Consider the following 17,597-nt stretch of genomic DNA (forward strand, 5'->3'; position numbering starts at 1 on the left):
TGGTAGAGAGAGGGGTTGTTCGCAAGTGAAAGGCATCATTTTGGCAGGGGGCAGCGGCACCAGGCTGTATCCGCTCACCAGAATCATTTCCAAGCAGCTGCTGCCGATTTATGACAAACCGATGATATATTACCCGTTGTCCGTTCTTATGCTTGCGGGGATCCGGGATATTCTGATCATATCGACGCCGCAGGACACTCCCCGGTTTGAAGAGCTGTTCGGCACAGGTGAGCAGCTCGGAATCCGGCTGTCTTATGCAGTGCAGGAACAGCCGAACGGGCTTGCGGAGTCGTTCATCATCGGCGAGAAGTTCATCGGCGGGGACAGCGTGGCTTTGATCCTGGGAGATAATTTGTTCCACGGCCATGGACTGACGGAAATGCTGCAGACGGCGGTCCAGCGGGAGCAGGGTGCCACGATCTTCGGCTACCATGTGCAGGATCCCGGCCGATTCGGCGTAGTGGAGTTCGATGCAGACGGGCGGGCCGTTTCCATTCAAGAGAAGCCGGCAGAGCCGAGGTCCAATTACGCGGTGACCGGGCTGTATTTTTATGACCGGAACGTTGTGGATTACGCCAAACAAATCGTACCATCAGACAGGGGAGAGCTGGAAATTACCGATATTAACCGGATGTATCTGGAGCGTGGACAGCTGCGTGTGGAAATATTGGGCCGCGGTTTTTCGTGGTTTGATTCGGGAACGCATGAGTCGCTGCTGGAGGCTTCCCAATATATTGAGACGATTGAGAAAAGGCAAAGTCTGAAGGTGGCCTGCCTTGAGGAAATTTCCTATTCCAAAGGGTATATCAACCGGGAGCAGCTGACTCGGCTTGCCGAGCGGATGAACAAAAATGCATACGGGGCCTATCTCATGCAGCTTGCCGCCGGTAACGTCCAAGCCATCTATCAATGATGGATCGGCTGGATACATACGAAAAGCCGGCACCTCTGCGGCAGAGGGCCGGCTGTGAATGGGGAGCAGGCCCAGCAGCTCTGCTCTTTCCTTGCTTCCTCAGTAAACTTTATGGATCACATCCTCAAACGCCGGCTCTTCCGTATGGATGTCGGCTGCTTCGCCCCATGCGGACATTTCGCGCAGAATGTCCACCGCACGGATCTGCTGGCGGTTCGCTTCAACCCGGACGTAATCGGGTCCGGTCTCGACAACGCGGAACGCTTCCCCGGTGGGGAGGCGAACTTCAAGCGGGAGCCGGAGGCTCTCACCTGGCGGTAGCGGGATGGACCAAGCTCCTGCGAAAGTTACCCGGATCGTCGTCGGAAGACCGATCTTCTCCCGGAGTTCATCGATCGTCCCGTCATAGCTGAGCTGCCCGTGATTGATGACCATGACGCGCTCGCAGAGCTGCTCGATGTCGTCCATGTCATGGGTGGTCAGCAGGATCGTCTTGCCGAACTCGGTATTCAGCGTCTTCAGAAAATCGCGGATGCTGCGCTTGGCGGTGACGTCGAGGCCGATCGTCGGCTCATCCATGAACAGGACGTCCGGATCATGCAGCATCGAGGCCGCGATGTCGGCCCGCATCCGCTGTCCGAGGGACAGCTTGCGCACCGGCGTCGTCCAAAATTCCCCCAGGCCGAGCAGCTCGGACAGCTGTCCGAGACGCAGGTCCCGCTCCTTGTCCCCAACTTTGTACATATGGGCCAATATTTCGTATGAGTCTTTGACCGGCAGATCCCACCACAGCTGGCTTCGCTGCCCGAAGACGACGCCAAGGCGGCTGACGACGCGGCGCCTGTGCCGATGAGGATCGACTCCGGCGATGCGGACTTCCCCCGATGACGGATGAAGGATGCCGGTCAGCATTTTGATCGTCGTCGATTTGCCCGCACCGTTCGGCCCGATATAGCCGATAAAATCCCCCTGGTTGATCGTAAAGCTGATATCTTTCACCGCTTCCTTGACGCGGTACTCCCGCGTAAACAAGGTTCGGATGCCCGCGAAGCTCCCCTCCTTGACCACAGGCGTTTTAAACTGCTTGTGCAGCCCCCTGGCTTCAATCATCGGCTGGGGCCGATCCTTATCCGCCGACCGTTCCAACTCCGTTCGTACGGCTGCTTCTGTCATGATTCCCATATCGATCTTCTCCTTTCTAGCTTCCGGTACTTTGGTAACGGGACATGCCGAATGTCCACCATTTCATGCTGGCGAAGAGGCTGACTGCCGCCACCAGGACGATGCCAAGCAGGACCCAGGCACCCAGCTCCCCGCGCAGGATAAACAGCGAAGGTACATAATTGACAAAACCGACGGGAATGACGACGAGCAGAATGGACCGGAGCCAGACAGGATACAAGACCAGCGGGTAACGGACCCCGGTCTGGGAGGCGTCTTCTGTCAGCGTCTGCAGCTCGTTGATTCGGGTCAGCCAGAACCCGGCGGTAGCGGTGGCGAGACCAATGGCGAACAGGATGGCTGCTCCCGTAAGGATCACCAGAAAAGTGAAGGGAACCGCTATCCAGGTAATTTGCCCGGCGTGCATCATCCCGTGCAGCGCCCAGGTCAGAATAAATCCGCCCTGCAGCAGTTCCCCCGGCATCATCCGGAAGTTTTGCGACATCAGGGCAAGCAGAACAGGGACGGGCCGGGTCAGGAGCTGATCCAGGTCGCCTGACGTCAGGTAGTTCTCGAGATGATGAACATCATTGGCAAAGCTGCGGTACAGCGCCTTGGACAGCGTCATGACGGCGAACAGGTAGCCGACTTCATAGAGCGACCAGCCCTTCACCGCACCGAACTTGTTCAGCACGATGGCAATCATGAGAAACTCGGCGATCTGGATTCCAGCGGCCAGCAACATCCCAAGCAGAAAGTTCATCTTATACTGCATCCCGCTGCGGATGCTGGATCGGATCAATACGAAATACAGATGAAGCCAATACCGAATGTTCATCCGCCCTGCACCTCCACCTTGCGGCGAACGACCGCCGTTACGCCAAGACAAGCCAGAGTCATCAGTACGCACCATACGAGAGAGCCCAGCAGCCGGGAGGCATCCTCAAACCCGAGATAAATCCGGGTCGGTACGTACAGCAGGTAAGGATAGGGGGAGAGCCAGGAAACCGTTTGCAGCCAGCGCGGCAGCCATTCCACCGGAATGAAGAAGCCTGCCAGCAGGTTGATCAGGGCATGGTTCATCCAATACAGCCAGCTGGATTCCGTGGTCCACAAGGCCGTAGCCCCGATGATGTAATTCATGCAAATCGATAAATAGGCGGCCGCGGCCAAACCGGCCAGTGCCAGAAGCAGGGTGGTGACTTGCTGCGGAAGCGACAGGGAGAATACGAGGACGTACAGCAGATAGATCGGAACGGACTTGTACACAAACTGGTACGCGATTTGACCCCATTCCCGGCACATCAAATGAACGAACAGATGAACCGGGCGCATCAGATCCAGTGAGATCTGGCCTGTCCTGACCGATTGGGGAATGCCCAGCCCATTGGTCGTAAATCCGGAAATCCACAGCGACGCCTGGGTAAAAGCGATGTAGCCGATCATCCCGTGCACGCCGTATTCGCCGAGCGGCCTGTCCTGGCCGATGCCGATCCAGATGCAGGCATACAGGTAGCCGAACAGGGCGCTTGCAACGTTGTGCAGCATATGGGCCCCGCGGTACTGCAGGTTGCGCGCATACGCTTTTGAAGCAAGTGAGAAATAAAGCATTACACACCTCCGATAAGTTTTGTGGCGACGAGAACCGTCAACTTCAGTCAAGGCGGGTGAGTGAGAAGGATTTCCATCATACCAAAAATAGGATAGCGCGACAAGGAAAAGTTTTCGGCGGGAAGCGGGTACATAAGCTGTCTGCTGCCATGGGGCATGCAGCGTCATGACATTCCACTATAACGCTTTCTTGCCGCTTTTACCACGTGATTTCCCACAATTATTTTTGTAAACAGAGGCGGTCCGGCGCATATTGACTTGCCCTTCCTTCCGAGTAGAATGGGAGCAAAGACGAAGTGAAAACGACAAAATGATTCGGTTTGAAGGCACCGGAGGAGAGTACCCGATGATATCATTCAAGACGCGGCCGCAGCACCGCCGCAAGACTTCCATGCAGCGCAGAAACCTGAGGGTAGCCAGCCTGGAAGGCATCCCGGCCGTGATGTTTATGACCCTGCTCGGCGGGCAGTTTTTGACCGGTTATCTGCTGTACCTAGGCGCAAGCTCGGGTGAGATTGGATTCGTGCTGGCGATCACAACTTTTGTCAATATCGTCCAAATTTTTGCCGCGTATCTGATCCAGAGGCTGCGCAGCCGGAAGTGGACGCTGGTGCTGTTCGTAGCCGTGCACCGGGTCATTTGGGGGAGCACCGGTCTCGTGCCGTTTATTGTCCCGAAGCCATACTGGGTGCCCGCGTTTATCGTATTGTACACGGTGGCCTTCATGTTCAATACGCTGGGGGGCATTCTGTGGAACTCGCTTATCAGCGATATGGTCCACCCCAAAGTCAGAGGACGGTACTTCGGCATCCGGAACACGATTCTGAATGCGCTCGGAACGCTGGTGATGTACGGGGGTGGAGTCATCCTCGATCATGAGCCGGGCGGAAAGGGATTTCTGCTGCTCTATATCATCGTCTGGGTCTGCATTGCGGCCAATATCGCCGTGTTCTTCTTCTATCCGGACATTCCGTTTGAGCGGTCCTCGGAGAAGCGTTTTATCCCGATGCTGAAAAAACCGCTGCGCGACGCTTCTTTTCTGAAGGCGACGCTCTTCCTGGCCGGATTCCTGTTTCTGCAAAACCTGGTTGTCCCGCTGTATTCGTACGTCATGCTGGAAATGCTGCACATCAACTACCAGAAGCTGTCGCTGCTGAACGTGCTGCAAACGGTGTCCATGATGGCCAGCTTCTATGTGTGGGGGAATCTGAACGTTCGGCACAGCAACCGCAGGCTGCTGTTCTGGACGCTGCCGATCATCGCATTATCCTGCCTGTGCTGGGGGCTGCTGTCGGTGCTGCCGATGCTGCCTGTACTGATTGCGGCACACATGATTTTTGGCATCGGTGTCGGCGGATTCAACCAGCTGGCGTTCAATTTCATGATCGGTGACACGCCGAAGGCGGAGCGTCCGATGTATATGGCGATGTACGCGGCGATTACGGGTGTCGCAGCGTTCTTTGGCCCGCTGATCGGGGGCAATCTTTACGAGCTCATCGGCCACTGGCCGGAATGGACCCGGATCTATGGCGTGCAGATCGTCGTCGGCCTGAGCATGCTGCTGCTGACGGTCAGTCTCGGCCGGAAAATTCTGCGGAATTCGTGAGGGCTCGAGAAAAAGAGGTCAATGTTCATCCTAATCGAATGCGAATGGTTGAGGGTACCTCCCATAAGAAGACGGCAAATTGAGCTTCCGTCTTCTTGAGGGAGTTTTTTTGTTGCTTGAAGCTATTCAAACGCGCGGAGCGTCCTCACAACCGCCAAGCACAGCGCGTCACAACAGCAAGGCGAACGTCTCTCTATGGCCTTGCGCAAAGCCGGATTTTCGCGTGAACCTTCCGATTGGGTGGAAGTTGTTATTGCTTTAGTTATGCGGACGCACGCAGCAGTGGAGAGATCGAAGCCATTCCGGAAAAGCGAAGCGGTCGCCTTTGTCCCCGAATATCCACCATTGAAATGGATTCAAGGATATTCGGGGGCAACAGCGATTGAAGGAAGGATTCGAGCGCAGAGCGTCCTCACAACCGCCAAACACAGCGCGTCACAACAGCAAAGCGAACGACTCGATGGCCTGGTGCAAAGCCGGCTTTTCGCTTGAACCTTCCGATTGGGTGGAAGTTGTTATTGCTTTAGCTAGGCGGACGCACGCAGAAGCGGAGAGATCGAAGCCATTCCGGAAAAGCGAAGCGGTCGCCTTTGTCCCCGAATATCCACCATTGAAATAGATTCAAGGATATTCGGGGGCAACAGCGATTGGAGGAAGGATTCGAGCGCGGAGCGTCCTCACAACCGCCAAACGAGGCACCCGGGTAACGATTTAGCATGGCCTCAAGGCTAAATCAAAGTCCGTCTTTTCGCGTGAACCTTCCATTCGGGGGTATAATGAATAAGTAGAGGTGAATTTAGGAGCAGGGAGGAATCATTTATGTTTATCAACCAAATGTATATAAATGGCGCCTGGAAGGATGCCGCGGAGCACATCGACGTCCTGAACCCGGCCACCGGTGACGTGATCGGCACCGTACCGAACGGCGGTGCGAAGGAGGCTGGCGAAGCCGCGGATGCCGCTTATGAAGCATTCCCGGCATGGTCCGCGCTCACGGCGGACGAGCGGGGAGCGCTGCTGATGAAATGGCACGGCCTGATCGCAGAGCATACGGACGAGCTCGCCCGGATCATGACGACGGAGCAGGGCAAGCCGCTGAAGGAAGCCGCCGGCGAAATCGGCTACGCGAACAGCTTTATTTCCTGGTACGCGGAGGAGGGCAAGCGCGTCTATGGGCAGAGCATACCGGCCTCGTCCGCTTCGCAGCGGATCTGGGTGCAGAAGCAGCCGGTCGGCGTCGTTGCGGCGATCACGCCATGGAACTTCCCGGCGTCGATGATTACCCGCAAGGTTGCGCCGGCGCTGGCCGCCGGCTGCACCGTCGTGATCAAGCCGTCCGAGGAGACGCCGTATACGGCCTTGAAGCTCGCTGAGCTCGCACACCACGCCGGACTTCCGGCAGGCGTGATCAACGTGGTGACCGGCGAGGCGGCAGCGATCGCCGGCCGCTGGCAGCAGGACGAGCGGGTGCGCAAAATTTCCTTCACCGGCTCGACCGCCGTAGGCAAGGAGCTGATGAAGGGAGCGGCCGAAACCGTCAAGAAGATTTCCTTGGAGCTTGGCGGCCACGCCCCGTTTATCGTGACCGCCGCGGCGGATCTGGACAAAGCGGTGGACGGGCTGATCAAGTCCAAGTTCCGCAACGGCGGCCAGACCTGCGTCTGCACCAACCGGGTGTATGTGGATGAACGGATCGCCGGCGAGTTCACCCGCAAAACGGCGGAACGAACGGCCGCGCTTCAGGTAGGCAACGGGATGGAGGAAGGCGTGGATATCGGTCCGCTCATCAATGCCAAAGCGGTGGACAAAGTGCTGCGGCAAATTGAGGACGCCAAAGCTAAGGGCGGGATCATCGTGACGGGCGGCGAGGCGCTGCAGCATTCCGGCGGACACTTCGTGCAGCCAACCGTGATTGAACAGGCGACGGACGACATGGAATGCATGGTACACGAAACGTTTGGACCGCTTGCTCCGATTACGACCTTCCGTACGCTGGAGGAAGCCGTACAGCGGGCCAACCGTAGTCCTTACGGGCTGGCCGCTTACGTCTTCACGGAGCGGATCCAGGAGGCGCTGTACGCCGCCGAAGCACTCGAATACGGAATCGTCGGCGTAAACGATCCGCTGCCTTCCACGGCGCAGGCTCCGTTCGGCGGATTCAAGCAGAGCGGACTCGGACGGGAAGGCGGCCATTTCGGCATCGAGGAATACCTCGAGGTCAAATATGTATCGCTCCGGCTCTAACCGGAGGAGTTGCCGAAAACGTGCGGTGACTGGGGGCTGCACCAGCATCCGGGAAATGCACCAGGCAGAGCTTTGACCAAGATCTCATGCAAGCCGCCTATTCAAAAACAAAGAAGAAGCCCGAGGATAATTATCCTCGGGCTTCTTCGATAAACAAGCTGTTATTTCGTTGTATTTGCTGCTGTATCGGCTGCGTCTGCGCCTGCAGCCGTATCGGTTGCCGCGTTAGCCGAATCATCCAGCGAGTTGGTGATTTTGGCTTTAGACTTGAGGTCGGCAATCCAGGTCGACGCTTTGGAAGAAATGCCTTGCGTGATCAGCGTTTCCTTGATGTCAGCCTTCTTCTCGTCAAGTGTAGCCGTGTGAGCCGCTTTGCGGTCGGTAACCTTGATGATGTGGTAGCCGTTGCTGGACTGCACGATGCCGCTCATTTCGCCCTTTTGCAGCTTGAACGCTGCTTCTTCAAACGGTGCTTCCATCACACCTTTGGCAAAGAAGCCAAGGTCGCCGCCGTTGTCCTTGGAGCCCGGGTCGATCGATTTCTCTTTTGCCAGGGTGGCGAAATCGGCGCCTCCCTTGAGCTGCTTCAGGATGCCTTCGGCTTCTTCCTTCGTCTTCACCAGAATGTGGGAAGCTTTAACTTCTTCCGGCGTGTTGAAGGATGCTTTATTTTCATCAAAATATTTCTTAATATCGTCGTCGGTCACTTTTACTTCCGGTTCGAGCAGCTTGCGGAGTTGCACCTGCATGTTCATTTGCTTCTTCAGGTCTTCCACCGTCATGCCAGACTGCTGCAGAGCCATCTGGAATTCCTCTTCGCTGCTGAAGCCCTTCTTGATATCGTCCATTTCCTTGGTGACATCGGCATCGGTTACTTTAATGCCTTTTTTGCTCGCTTCCTGGTTGACCAGCTCTTCCGTGATGAGGCTGTCCAGCGTCTGTTTGCCGCCGGCGTCCACCAGTGCTTCATAAAGCTTGTCCTTTTTAATGTCCGTGCCGTTGACCGTCGCTACCGTCGGGTTGCTACCCGAATTAAAAGGAGGCTTGATCAGCACAATGACGAGAATGACGGCAAGCACGAGCGATACGGCCATCCATACCTTGCCAGTTCCGCCGGACCATGCTTTCGGAGCAGGACCGGACGCTGCAGCAGACGCTTTGGGAGCAGGCGTCTTCTCTTTATTTGGCTTGGCCGGCGTCTCGCCGTCGCGCTTCATTTCGCTGAGGACCGGTGCGCCGCTCTCGGAAGGGGCTGCCGGTTTGCTGGTCCGTTCAGATGATTCCCCCGTTGTTTCGGTATTGTTCAGCTCTTCGTTGTTTAACGATTCTCTTTCTTTGTCTGTCATTAAATCTTGTCCTCCTTTAATATATGCAAAACGCTTATGGGTTCACTTTACCAGATTTGCCGTAAATAATCCTTAAGAAGACATAAATTGTGACAGATTTTTTTTAATCCTGTTTTAAGATTCGGCTGTTTGCGGCGGTTTTAATCAGGAAGCAGACGATGTGTCCAAATAAAAGACCGCTCCGGACGGGAATGCCCCGGGAGCGGCCATAGCGATATGCCTTATTTTTGCCGTTCGATCGATACGGCGTGCGCAATACAAGGAATGCTCTCCTTCTGCTGATAGGAGAGGGGGGAGAGCAGGGCGCCCGTCGCCACGACGAGGATGCGGTTCAGCTCGCCGCGCTGCATCCGGTTCAGCAGGTGGCCGTACGTTACGACCGCCGAGCAGCCGCAGCCGCTGGCCCCGGCCTGAACATTCTGTTTACCGTAATCGTAAATCATCATGCCGCAGTCCGAATAGGTCGTCTGATGAATCGGAATGTTATGCTTCTTCAGCAGATCGTTGGCGATTTGATACCCGACCTTGGACAGGTCGCCGGTAACGATCAGGTCGTAGTAACCCGGCTCGATCTGCAGGTCGCGGAAATGCGCTTCCATGGTGTCTACCGCTGCCGGCGCCATTGCCGCGCCCATATTGAACGGGTCGCTGATGCCCATGTCGACCACCCGGCCGATCGTGGCGGAAGTGACGTATGGCCCGTCCCCGTCCTGCGACAGGACGACCGCGCCGGCCCCGGTCACCGTAAACTGAGCCGTGGGGGGCTTTTGGGAGCCGTACTCGGTCGGATACCGGAATTGCTTCTCCACGCTGGCATTATGGCTGCACGTTCCGGAGAGCACGTATTTTGCCCCGCCTGAGTTTACGATATAAGAGGCCAGCGCGAGGCTCTCCATCGACGTGGAGCATGCGCCGAACAGGCCAAGATAAGGAATGGCCAGCGTTCTCGCGGAAAAGCTGCTGCTGATAATCTGGTTCATCAGGTCGCCGGCGAGAAAAAACTGGATTTGTCCCTCGGTCAGTCCGGCGTGCTGCACCGCCATTTTGGCCGCTTCCTCCATTAAAGCCTTTTCGGCTTTCTCCCAGCTGTCCTGTCCCAAATACATGTCGCCGTGGATAATGTCGAAGTCGTCGGCCAGCGGACCCTGACCCTCAAACGGGCCGACGATCGCCGCTTTCGACTTGATGGAAGGCTTGTTCTCGAACACCCAGCTTTGATGGCCTTTCAGCATATGAATCCTTACCCCCCTACAATATTAGGATCAAAAATGATGTAGGCGATGCCGACGCAAAAGGCTGCGACCGAACCGAACACGATGACGGGTCCGGCAACCTTGAAGATGCTGCCGCCGAGGCCGAGCACGAGCCCTTCCCGGCGGTACTCGATCGCCGCCGAAGCCATGGCGTTGGCGAAGCCGGTGACCGGGACGGCGGTTCCAGCGCCCGCCCACTGGGCAATTTTGTCATATACCCCCAAGCTGGTGAGAATGACGGAGATGATGATCATAACGCCTACGGTCGGACTCGAGGCCGCCTTTTCCTCAAAGCCCCACCAGTGGATAAACATCTGCTGCACCGCCTGCCCGAGCAGGCAGATCAGGCCGCCGACGAGAAAGGCCCTGTATAAATTTTTGAACGTAAACTTGCTGGGCTCGCGCTTTTTGGCCAATTCCTGGTATTCCTGCTGGACAGGCGTCAGTTTCTTTTTCTTTTTGCTGACCATGATGCTTCACTCCTAACGGGTTAATAATGGCTTGACGTCCGAGATAACCTGCTCCAGCTGGGCGGACACCTGCTCGTACATCGCCTTGTTCTGCTCGTTTTTGGTCGAAAGTCCGTACATCTCCAGGTCCGCCTGGCATTTTTTGAGATCCGCATACAGCATCGCTTTCTGCTGCGGCTCGGGAACCTTGATCTGATCGTCGAAGAGGTCGACGTACAGCTGTCCGTACGCATCCACCTGCCCGATAAAGACGTTGTCCAGCGATACGCCCAGTTTTTCGAGCTCGGTATGTACCCAGCGCCGGTTCAGGCCCCTTGTAGCCAGCGGCTCGTCCATGATTTTGCCGTCCAGTATGACCGTCTGAGGCTCGCTCTCCGGCCCGACCTTGATGCCGAGATGGGTGGGGGTCAGCGGTTGATTTTCTTTTTTCATCAGCACGTTGATCTGTCCGTTCGGCTCCATGATCGCAAACTCAACCTCCGCCGCTTTAAAGGCGTTTTTCCCGCGGAGCTGCTCCATAAGCTCTTCATTTGTCAGCCGCTCCTTCTTCAGGTTGTCCTCCATGATCTTGCCGTCCTTGATCAGCACGGTACTGGTGCTGTCAATGAAATCCCGGGCTTTCTTGCTCTTTAACTGCAAAAATTCAATCATGAGCGAAACGGCTACCCACACGGCGAGGGAAATGACGCCAAGGTACCAGGTGGCTTTCAAATCAAGCGAGATGGAGGCCGCCAGGTCACCGATCGTGATCCCCGTAATGTACTCGAAGAAGGACAGCTGGGAGATTTGTCTTTTGCCCAAGAGACGGGTCAAGGCAAACAGAAAGACCACAGAAGCCAAAGTCCGAACGATAACCTCTATCCAATCCGGCATATCTATAAATTCCTCCATTCCAGATCTTTGCTTTAAACGCGGATAACAAAATTATTTGCAGCATCTTCTCGTTTTATGAATTTTTTGATTTCAGGCAGGTTAGATTATGTTTCGTACTTATCCTGTAAAGGAGGTGAAAGTAACAATGACCGTTGCATCCCAAGTCAAAACGACACTTGCATCCCTGAAAAGCGCCCAAGCCAGCTTGGAGACGTTTGCTCTCGGCACGCAAAACCAGGAAGCTAAAAACCTGTTCACTCAAGCTGCCCAGCAAACCCAGCAAATCGTGCAGCAGGTGGAAAGCCGGGTACAACAGCTTGAAAACGAGGAGCCTCAATATAAAGGTTTCTAATCCTTTAATTGATCCCCCGTATCAGGCCATACCGCTCCAGTCCAATAACGTATTGCCTTAAGCACCGGTTTTGCCGGTGCTTTTTGCTTATGCTGCAGCTGACAAATTCTGCTTCCGGATAAGCGTGACAAAGGCCGGGTCTTCATGGATAATATTAAAGTCATACCGCATGGCAGAAGCGGGGGGTTTATAGAGAGAGGAGTACATATAGATATGAGAGCAAATCAAGGACGGCTGAATAAGCTGTTAGTTATGAGCCTGGTGCTGGGCGTGCTGTTCGTAATCATGATGGTCCTGGTCCGAGCGGACCGGATCGCCTGGTTTGACCAATCGATCATCGATGCAGTTCAGGGGATGGAGAATGAGGGATTGACCCGAATCATGAAGGGCTTCACCTTCCTTGGGTCATCGCTTGTGGCGACGCTGCTGAGCGTAATCGCGTTCCTGTTTCTGTGGCTGGTTTTGCGGCACCGCAAGGAGCTGATGATGTTTCTCTTGTCCGTGGGAGGATCGGAAATTTGGAATATCATCATCAAAAATTGGATGCAGCGGCAGCGCCCCAACACGCACCGGCTGATCGAAATCAGCGGATTCAGCTTTCCGAGCGGGCACTCGATGGCTGCGTTCGCCCTGTACGGTACGCTGACCTACTTGCTGTGGAGGCATATTCCCGCGCTGGCCGGAAGAATTGCGATGATCGTTATCGGGGTGGCCCTGACGCTGCTGATCGGGATCAGCCGGATCTATCTCGGGGTGCATTATCCGAGCGACGTCTTCGGCGGGTATTTGGCGAGCGCAACGTGGCTGATGCTGTCCATTTATATCTTTGAAAAGTACTGGAAGCCAAGGCCATAGGCGCCAGGAAATGAAAACCGTACATCAGGCGGCAGAAACTTGCATGAAAACGCCTCGCTCGCGTAATATGATTGCATAAAGATCTTTTTAAAGGAAAGGGTGTATGGCTTCGGTCCGATGACGTCGCTAAGAGATTTTGTTCAACTGCCTGCCGTTAAAAAAGTGATGGTCCTCATTTTGCTCGTGCTGTTTTTGTATGTCTTCCGGAGCATGATGAACCTCATTCTGATTACCTTCATCATTACATACCTGGTGAACCGGATTCATTCGTCTCTCACCCGGCGGTTTACGAATCGAATGGGAATCAGCAAGAAGATCGCCGTGCTAATTATCTATGCCGTCTTTCTTGGAGCCCTGTCGATCGGAACCTATCAATACGCTCCGAAGCTGCTGGGTGAACTGAACGTGCTGATCAACCAGGTTATTTCGTTCTACAGCAAGCCGCTGGAGCTTACCGACAATAAAGTCATCGACTACGTGCTGGAGTACATCCATAAGATTGATATTTCGCAGTACGTCAAGCAGGGTTACAACCTGCTGACCGGAACGATCTCCAACATCGGCAAGGTCGGTATCAATTTTGCCATCGCGATCATTATGAGCTTGTTCTTTATGCTGGAGAAAGAGAAAGTGACCCATTTCACGGATAAGTTCAGAAGCAGCAAATTCGCCTACTTTTATGATGAATTAGCTTATTTCGGAAAAAAATTTACGTTTTCTTTCGGAAAAGTGATCGAGGTCCAGTTTTTGATTTCCATTATTAACGCAACGGCTTCCACGCTGTTTCTGTGGATCCTCGGATTTCCCAATCTGTTCGCCCTCGGGCTGATGATCTTCCTGCTCGGCCTCGTGCCGGTCATGGGGGTGATCGTCTCACTGGTGCCGCTGTGTGCCATCGCGTTCAGCATCGGCGGAGTGATGAAGGTCGTTTACGTCCTGATCATGGTGGCCGTCCTGCACGCGTTCGAGGCGTACGTCATGAATCCGAAGTTTATGTCGGATAAAACGCATCTGCCGATATTTTATACGTTTGCCGTCCTGATCATCTCCGAGCACTTCTTCGGGGTGTGGGGACTTATTCTCGGCGTGCCGGTGTTCATGTTCCTGCTGGATCTGCTGGAGGTGCCGGTCAACGGGCCGAAAGATGAACCCGCTGGAGCCGCCAGGAAGAACAAAAAAATACTACACAAAAAATCCTAACGGTTGAAGTTAGGATTTTATTGTGCGGATATCCTTGCGTTAGATGTGCGAGTAGGAACCTGGCTGAGTGCGGTCCGAGTGCGGGCGGTACGTCCGCTCGGTAAACCGCTTCAAGGAAGCGGGCAGCTTCTGCTTGAGCTGATCGGCACGCTCCTGGGTCATTTTGCCGGCTTTGACGGCGGCATCGATTTTGGAGCTTTGGACGGCTGTCATCTTCTTGACGAGCTCGTCGCCGCTCCAGCCTTTTTTCTCCTTGGCGATCTGCTGCAGCGTTTTGCCCTGCTTCCATTCCTTGCTGAGATCCTGGACGCTCATGCCGAGCAGATCCGCAGCGTCTTTAAGCAGAATGTACTTACGGCCGTGATGTCCATGGCGGATGTGATGGCCGTTCTCCTTCCGGTCCTGATCCGGCGTAGCTATATGGGCAGATGGGGAGTCGTCCGTTTGGGGAGTAACAGGCGCCGGGTCGGCGAAAGCCATGCCGTGGGATCCGGCGAACACGGTGCAGGCCAGCGTACCGGCCAGCAGCGCATTTTTGATTGGATTCATGTCAGTTCACCTCTTGGTTGAATTGGGTCATGCTTTATTTTTTCTGTCCTATTATGCGCCTGATTTGGAAAAACATACATGTATATTCAAAGATGCTGGGCCCTCGGCCCAGGCTGTAATATTTGGTTTGGTATCACAAAGGGCTTCACCGGGTAATTAATTCGGGAAGACGATACAATATGTACTATATAGAACAATGAAAACTTTAGTTCAATCTATACAACGATAGAATTAGGAGGGGTGAGCGTGACTTTTGGCGCGAGGATGTTAAAGACGGGAATCGCGGTTACCCTCGCTTTATATATCAGCATTTGGCTTAACTTGTCTTCGCCGGTGATGGCGGCTGTGGCGGCCATCTTTGCCATGCAGCCGTCGATTTACCGCTCATGGCGGTACTTTCTGGACCAGCTCCAGACGAATACACTGGGAGCCGTACTGGCACTGCTGGCAGGCCAGGTGTTCTCGAACGAGCCGATTGCCGTCGGCCTGGTGTGCATCCTGGTCATCATGATATGTCTTAAACTGAAGATGGGCGATACGATCGGCCTGACGCTGGTTACGGTCATTGCCGTGATGGAGGCCTCCGGGCAATGGCAGTTTGCACTGACCCGGTTTTCACTTAGCTTGATCGGCATCATTTCGGCCTTTTTGATTAATATTTTGCTGTTTCCGCCGAAGCCCAAGCAGCAGTTTATCGGGCAGATCCAAAATACGTTCGACCGGATGTCGCTGCTCATGCGGACGGCCATTTCGGACGAAATCAAGGAAAATGTGTTCCGTGATAAAAAGCGCGAGCTGGAGGATGCCATCAAATCGCTGTCGAGCAAATATCAGCTGTTTGAAGAGGAGCAGAAGAAGATGAAGCGGGCCTCCTTCAGCCAGACCCGGCTGCTGGTCGTCTATAAGCAGATGCTGAATGCTCTGCGGAAAGGGCGCGAAGTGCTCGACGCGGTGGAGGAGCATTATTTCCAGTCGGACCGGGAAGCCGGCACCGACCGGATCTTTGACGAACAGCTGGAACGGTTGATCAAGTTTCACGAGCACATCCTGCTCAAATTCGAAGAGAAGCTCAAGCCGAACTGCCTGGAAGCTTCGCAGCTGGACCAGGAAAATACCGCGTTTATCCAGGGGGTGCTTAGCCTGGCCATCGAGGAACCCGAAGGCAGGCTGCGCTTATCCATCGTGGGGGCCACGATGTACGATTACGGGTATCAGCTGGAGCGGCTTAACCGATTGGTCGAGCATTATCACAAAACCGATGACGATGAATCCGGATTTTGGGCATCGTGGATTAAAAAATAAAAGGAATGCATAAACCCCGGTCATCTGCGGCAGAGAAGCAGTTGACCGGGGTTTTAAGTTGCTACGCCTTCAGATCGATCAGCGGCAGCTTCACGATAAACGCCGTTTCCGCCGTGTTGCTCGAAGCATAAATCTGTCCGTCATGAAGCTCGATGATGCTCTTGACGATGGCCAGCCCCAAACCGGCGCCGCCGGTGTCCAGGGAACGCGATTTCTCGACGCGGTAGAAGCGTTCGAAAATATAAGGGAGGTCCATCGGCGGGATCGGCGGTCCGTAGTTGATGACCCGGACCTCGGCCTCCTGCTCCAATTTCTTGGCCTCGACCAGGATCTGCTTCCCGTCATTACCATAGCGCATCGCATTGGTAATGAGATTCTCAAACGCCTGCATGATCTTGTCGCCATCGGCCTGGATCATCAGCTTCTCCTGCGGCGGCGAGAAGACGATCTCCATGTCCTGGTTGCGCAGCTGGAGCGAAAATTCCGCAGTCAGCTGACCGATCAGCTGCACGAGATCGATAGGGGTGCGGTGCAGCGGAATTTGGCCGAAGCCCATCCGGGTATAGTCGAACAGATCGTTTACGAGCCGATTCATCCGTTTGGATTTTTCATAGGCGATATTGACGTAGTATCGCAGCTCCACCTCGTCCTTGTATTTGTCTTCCTCAATCAGCCGGAGATAGCCGATGATCGACGTCAGGGGCGTGCGAAGATCGTGGGAAACGTTGGTGATCAGATCGTTTTTGGCCTGGGTCGCCAGACGCTCCTCCTCCCTGGAGGCTTCCAGCTGGGAGACCAGCGCGTTGATCTGCCCGGCGAGCAGCCCGAGCTCATCCTTGGATCGAACCGGAATCTGGACATCCGTATTGCCGGAAGACATGCGCTGAACTCCGCGGATGATATTGGTCAAATTCCGGGTCGTGCCCCAGCTTAGAATCATGCAGTAAAAAATGAACAGCATAATGACGACGACGGCCTGCCACACGGAAAACCCAAAAATCCGGTTGACCCGGATGAGCGCTTCCACAAAGGGATACAGCGCTTTGAAATGATCGTCGTACACCGCCTGCAGGATCGGCTTGACGATCATCAGCGTAGCGAACGTCAGGGCTACGCTGAGGAAAAATAACGTGACGATTTTCCACTGCAGCTTGTTAAATATGCTACGCATCGATTTTATAGCCAACTCCCCACATGGTTTGGATCAGCTTGTAGCCCAGTTCTTTCTCCAGCTTGTCCCGGAGGTTGCTGATGTGAACCATGACCGTATTGTTGGAGACGTAATACTTTTCCTTCCAGACCCGCTGGAAAATTTCCTCGGCGCTGAACACTCTTCCCGGATGGGAGGCGAGCAGGTGAAGAATATCGAATTCACGGCCGGTGAGCTGTACGTCGGTCCCGCGAGCGGTTACCTTATGGGAAGTCCGGTTGATCTCCACATCGTGAATCCGAAGGGTGGAATCCGTCTGTTCTTTCGGTTCATTATATTGAAAAGAACGCCGGAGGAGCGTTTTGACCCTCACGGTCAGTTCCAGCGGATTAAACGGCTTGATCATGTAATCGTCGGCGCCCGTCATCAGGCCGAGGATTTTGTCCATATCTTCGGTCTTGGCGCTGAGCATCAGAATCGGAATGGTCGACTCATTCTCCCGAACCTGGCGGCAGACCTCAAGGCCGTTCAGTTTGGGCATCATCACGTCCAGCACGATGAGGTCGACCGGATGCTCGTTCAGCAGCTGGAGCGCCTCCTCGCCATGATAGGCGCAGATGACGTGAAAACCTTCATTTTGCAAATAAATCGAAATCAGATTGGCGATTTCCTTGTCGTCGTCGACGACCATAATGTTGCGCATGCATAAACC

Annotated in this window: 18 protein-coding genes; 8 read left to right on the forward strand and 10 right to left on the reverse strand. The window is 54.6% G+C overall.

The window, feature by feature from the left end; all coding sequences use genetic code 11:
* Window positions 1-25 precede the first annotated feature (25 nt).
* Window positions 26-913 (forward strand): glucose-1-phosphate thymidylyltransferase RfbA, encoded by an 888-nt coding sequence (rfbA, locus tag ABID47_RS12840; protein ID WP_354497192.1) that lies wholly within the window; start codon window positions 26-28, stop codon window positions 911-913.
* A 99-nt stretch (window positions 914-1,012) separates the two neighbouring features.
* Here the strand turns inward: rfbA and ABID47_RS12845 are convergent, their stop codons facing one another.
* The 3 genes from ABID47_RS12845 to ABID47_RS12855 form a co-directional block, all read right to left on the reverse strand.
* Window positions 1,013-2,023, reverse strand: coding sequence for an ABC transporter ATP-binding protein (locus ABID47_RS12845; protein ID WP_354497317.1), 1,011 nt, complete (start codon window positions 2,021-2,023; stop codon window positions 1,013-1,015).
* Between the two features lie 88 nt (window positions 2,024-2,111).
* Entirely contained in the window at window positions 2,112-2,912 is an 801-nt protein-coding gene (locus ABID47_RS12850) for an ABC transporter permease (protein WP_354497194.1), read from the reverse strand.
* Window positions 2,909-3,685 carry an ABC transporter permease gene (locus ABID47_RS12855; RefSeq protein ID WP_145948865.1) on the reverse strand — a complete coding sequence of 259 codons (777 nt, stop codon included), beginning with the start codon at window positions 3,683-3,685 and terminating at the stop codon, window positions 2,909-2,911. The genes ABID47_RS12850 and ABID47_RS12855 overlap by 4 nt, the downstream gene beginning before the upstream one ends.
* Before the next feature lie 346 nt (window positions 3,686-4,031).
* Between ABID47_RS12855 and ABID47_RS12860 the strand changes: the two genes are divergently transcribed.
* From ABID47_RS12860 to ABID47_RS12870, 3 genes are all read left to right on the forward strand, one after another.
* Window positions 4,032-5,291, forward strand: coding sequence for an MFS transporter (locus ABID47_RS12860; RefSeq protein WP_145135086.1), 1,260 nt, complete (start codon window positions 4,032-4,034; stop codon window positions 5,289-5,291).
* A gap of 195 nt (window positions 5,292-5,486) precedes the next feature.
* A complete protein-coding gene (locus ABID47_RS12865) occupies window positions 5,487-5,783 on the forward strand; it encodes a hypothetical protein (protein WP_354497197.1) in 297 nt (98 codons plus the stop codon).
* A gap of 327 nt (window positions 5,784-6,110) precedes the next feature.
* Window positions 6,111-7,535, forward strand: coding sequence for an NAD-dependent succinate-semialdehyde dehydrogenase (locus ABID47_RS12870; RefSeq protein ID WP_354497199.1), 1,425 nt, complete (start codon window positions 6,111-6,113; stop codon window positions 7,533-7,535).
* A gap of 161 nt (window positions 7,536-7,696) precedes the next feature.
* Here the strand turns inward: ABID47_RS12870 and ABID47_RS12875 are convergent, their stop codons facing one another.
* From ABID47_RS12875 to ABID47_RS12890, 4 genes are all read right to left on the reverse strand, one after another.
* Entirely contained in the window at window positions 7,697-8,881 is a 1,185-nt protein-coding gene (locus ABID47_RS12875; RefSeq protein ID WP_354497201.1) for a peptidylprolyl isomerase, read from the reverse strand.
* Window positions 8,882-9,102: 221 nt separating this feature from the next.
* A complete protein-coding gene (spoVAD, locus tag ABID47_RS12880; RefSeq protein ID WP_076168471.1) occupies window positions 9,103-10,113 on the reverse strand; it encodes a stage V sporulation protein AD in 1,011 nt (336 codons plus the stop codon).
* An 8-nt stretch (window positions 10,114-10,121) separates the two neighbouring features.
* The gene (gene spoVAC / locus ABID47_RS12885) at window positions 10,122-10,604 is read right to left on the reverse strand and encodes a stage V sporulation protein AC (RefSeq protein ID WP_116231330.1); all 483 of its coding nucleotides are present in this window, start codon (window positions 10,602-10,604) and stop codon (window positions 10,122-10,124) included.
* Window positions 10,605-10,616: 12 nt separating this feature from the next.
* Complete coding sequence (locus ABID47_RS12890) at window positions 10,617-11,477, reverse strand: DUF421 domain-containing protein (RefSeq protein WP_354497204.1); 861 nt, start codon at window positions 11,475-11,477, stop codon at window positions 10,617-10,619.
* Between the two features lie 145 nt (window positions 11,478-11,622).
* Here ABID47_RS12890 and ABID47_RS12895 point away from each other — a divergent pair, with 145 nt between their 5' ends.
* From ABID47_RS12895 to ABID47_RS12905, 3 genes are all read left to right on the forward strand, one after another.
* Window positions 11,623-11,829 carry a DUF1657 domain-containing protein gene (locus ABID47_RS12895; RefSeq protein ID WP_094593650.1) on the forward strand — a complete coding sequence of 69 codons (207 nt, stop codon included), beginning with the start codon at window positions 11,623-11,625 and terminating at the stop codon, window positions 11,827-11,829.
* Window positions 11,830-12,042: 213 nt separating this feature from the next.
* The gene (locus ABID47_RS12900; RefSeq protein WP_354497207.1) at window positions 12,043-12,684 is read left to right on the forward strand and encodes a phosphatase PAP2 family protein; all 642 of its coding nucleotides are present in this window, start codon (window positions 12,043-12,045) and stop codon (window positions 12,682-12,684) included.
* 117 nt (window positions 12,685-12,801) lie between these two features.
* A complete protein-coding gene (locus ABID47_RS12905; RefSeq protein ID WP_354497209.1) occupies window positions 12,802-13,884 on the forward strand; it encodes an AI-2E family transporter in 1,083 nt (360 codons plus the stop codon).
* Window positions 13,885-13,923: 39 nt separating this feature from the next.
* On the opposite strand, the gene ABID47_RS12910 is transcribed toward ABID47_RS12905, so the two are convergent.
* The gene (locus ABID47_RS12910) at window positions 13,924-14,433 is read right to left on the reverse strand and encodes a hypothetical protein (RefSeq protein ID WP_354497211.1); all 510 of its coding nucleotides are present in this window, start codon (window positions 14,431-14,433) and stop codon (window positions 13,924-13,926) included.
* A 246-nt stretch (window positions 14,434-14,679) separates the two neighbouring features.
* On the opposite strand from ABID47_RS12910, the gene ABID47_RS12915 reads away from it, so the two are divergent.
* On the forward strand, window positions 14,680-15,735 hold the full coding sequence (locus ABID47_RS12915; RefSeq protein ID WP_354497213.1) for an aromatic acid exporter family protein: 1,056 nt from the start codon (window positions 14,680-14,682) through the stop codon (window positions 15,733-15,735).
* 61 nt (window positions 15,736-15,796) lie between these two features.
* Here the strand turns inward: ABID47_RS12915 and ABID47_RS12920 are convergent, their stop codons facing one another.
* Complete coding sequence (locus ABID47_RS12920; protein ID WP_354497215.1) at window positions 15,797-16,906, reverse strand: sensor histidine kinase; 1,110 nt, start codon at window positions 16,904-16,906, stop codon at window positions 15,797-15,799.
* The gene (locus tag ABID47_RS12925) at window positions 16,899-17,588 is read right to left on the reverse strand and encodes a response regulator transcription factor (protein ID WP_076168451.1); all 690 of its coding nucleotides are present in this window, start codon (window positions 17,586-17,588) and stop codon (window positions 16,899-16,901) included. The genes ABID47_RS12920 and ABID47_RS12925 overlap by 8 nt, the downstream gene beginning before the upstream one ends.
* Between the last annotated feature and the right edge of the window lie 9 nt (window positions 17,589-17,597).

Source organism: Paenibacillus favisporus, assembly GCF_040545415.1.
Classification (GTDB): Bacteria; Bacillota; Bacilli; order Paenibacillales; family Paenibacillaceae; genus Paenibacillus_AQ; species Paenibacillus_AQ favisporus.

What these genes read in the sequence shown, in the direction of transcription:
- ABID47_RS12845 (WP_354497317.1), bottom strand. Translation starts at nt 2,023, where the DNA reads ATGATTGAAGCCAGGGGGCTGCACAAGCAGTTTAAAACGCCTGTGGTC.
- ABID47_RS12850 (WP_354497194.1), bottom strand. Translation starts at nt 2,912, where the DNA reads ATGAACATTCGGTATTGGCTTCATCTGTATTTCGTATTGATCCGATCC.
- ABID47_RS12855 (WP_145948865.1), bottom strand. Translation starts at nt 3,685, where the DNA reads ATGCTTTATTTCTCACTTGCTTCAAAAGCGTATGCGCGCAACCTGCAG.
- ABID47_RS12860 (WP_145135086.1), top strand. Translation starts at nt 4,032, where the DNA reads ATGATATCATTCAAGACGCGGCCGCAGCACCGCCGCAAGACTTCCATG.
- ABID47_RS12865 (WP_354497197.1), top strand. Translation starts at nt 5,487, where the DNA reads ATGGCCTTGCGCAAAGCCGGATTTTCGCGTGAACCTTCCGATTGGGTG.
- ABID47_RS12870 (WP_354497199.1), top strand. Translation starts at nt 6,111, where the DNA reads ATGTTTATCAACCAAATGTATATAAATGGCGCCTGGAAGGATGCCGCG.
- ABID47_RS12875 (WP_354497201.1), bottom strand. Translation starts at nt 8,881, where the DNA reads ATGACAGACAAAGAAAGAGAATCGTTAAACAACGAAGAGCTGAACAAT.
- spoVAD (WP_076168471.1), bottom strand. Translation starts at nt 10,113, where the DNA reads ATGCTGAAAGGCCATCAAAGCTGGGTGTTCGAGAACAAGCCTTCCATC.
- spoVAC (WP_116231330.1), bottom strand. Translation starts at nt 10,604, where the DNA reads ATGGTCAGCAAAAAGAAAAAGAAACTGACGCCTGTCCAGCAGGAATAC.
- ABID47_RS12890 (WP_354497204.1), bottom strand. Translation starts at nt 11,477, where the DNA reads ATGCCGGATTGGATAGAGGTTATCGTTCGGACTTTGGCTTCTGTGGTC.
- ABID47_RS12895 (WP_094593650.1), top strand. Translation starts at nt 11,623, where the DNA reads ATGACCGTTGCATCCCAAGTCAAAACGACACTTGCATCCCTGAAAAGC.
- ABID47_RS12900 (WP_354497207.1), top strand. Translation starts at nt 12,043, where the DNA reads ATGAGAGCAAATCAAGGACGGCTGAATAAGCTGTTAGTTATGAGCCTG.
- ABID47_RS12905 (WP_354497209.1), top strand. Translation starts at nt 12,802, where the DNA reads ATGACGTCGCTAAGAGATTTTGTTCAACTGCCTGCCGTTAAAAAAGTG.
- ABID47_RS12910 (WP_354497211.1), bottom strand. Translation starts at nt 14,433, where the DNA reads ATGAATCCAATCAAAAATGCGCTGCTGGCCGGTACGCTGGCCTGCACC.
- ABID47_RS12920 (WP_354497215.1), bottom strand. Translation starts at nt 16,906, where the DNA reads ATGCGTAGCATATTTAACAAGCTGCAGTGGAAAATCGTCACGTTATTT.
- ABID47_RS12925 (WP_076168451.1), bottom strand. Translation starts at nt 17,588, where the DNA reads ATGCGCAACATTATGGTCGTCGACGACGACAAGGAAATCGCCAATCTG.